Origin of the sequence: Streptomyces sp. BE20 (assembly GCF_036322525.1) — a bacterium.
Classification (GTDB): Bacteria; Actinomycetota; Actinomycetes; order Streptomycetales; family Streptomycetaceae; genus Kitasatospora.
Genome location: NZ_JAQYWW010000796.1, coordinates 1 through 348 on the forward strand (window position 1 = coordinate 1; position 348 = coordinate 348).

The following is a 348-nucleotide window of genomic DNA, read 5'->3' on the forward strand; positions in this document are numbered from 1 at the left end:
AGCGCCTTCGCCGCCGAGGTCACCCGGGTCGCCCGCGAGGTCGGCACCGAGGGCAACCTCGGCGGCCAGGCCACCGTCCGGGGTGCCTCCGGCACCTGGAAGGACCTCACCGACAACGTCAACGTGATGGCCTCCAACCTCACCAGCCAGGTCCGCAACATCGCCCAGGTGACCACCGCCGTCGCCCAGGGCGACCTCACCCGCAAGATCGACGTCGACGCACGCGGCGAGATCCTGGAGCTCAAGACCACCATCAACCCGCTGGGCGACCAGCTGAGCGCCTTCGCCGCCGAGGTCACCCGGGTCGCCCGCGAGGTCGGCTCCGAGGGCCGGCTCGGCGGCCAGGCC

General features: G+C 72.7%; 1 protein-coding gene. It reads left to right on the forward strand.

Annotated elements, in window-relative coordinates:
• Positions 1-348: HAMP domain-containing protein (locus PUR61_RS17150; protein ID WP_329879725.1), on the forward strand; the 348-nt coding region annotated here is incomplete at both ends.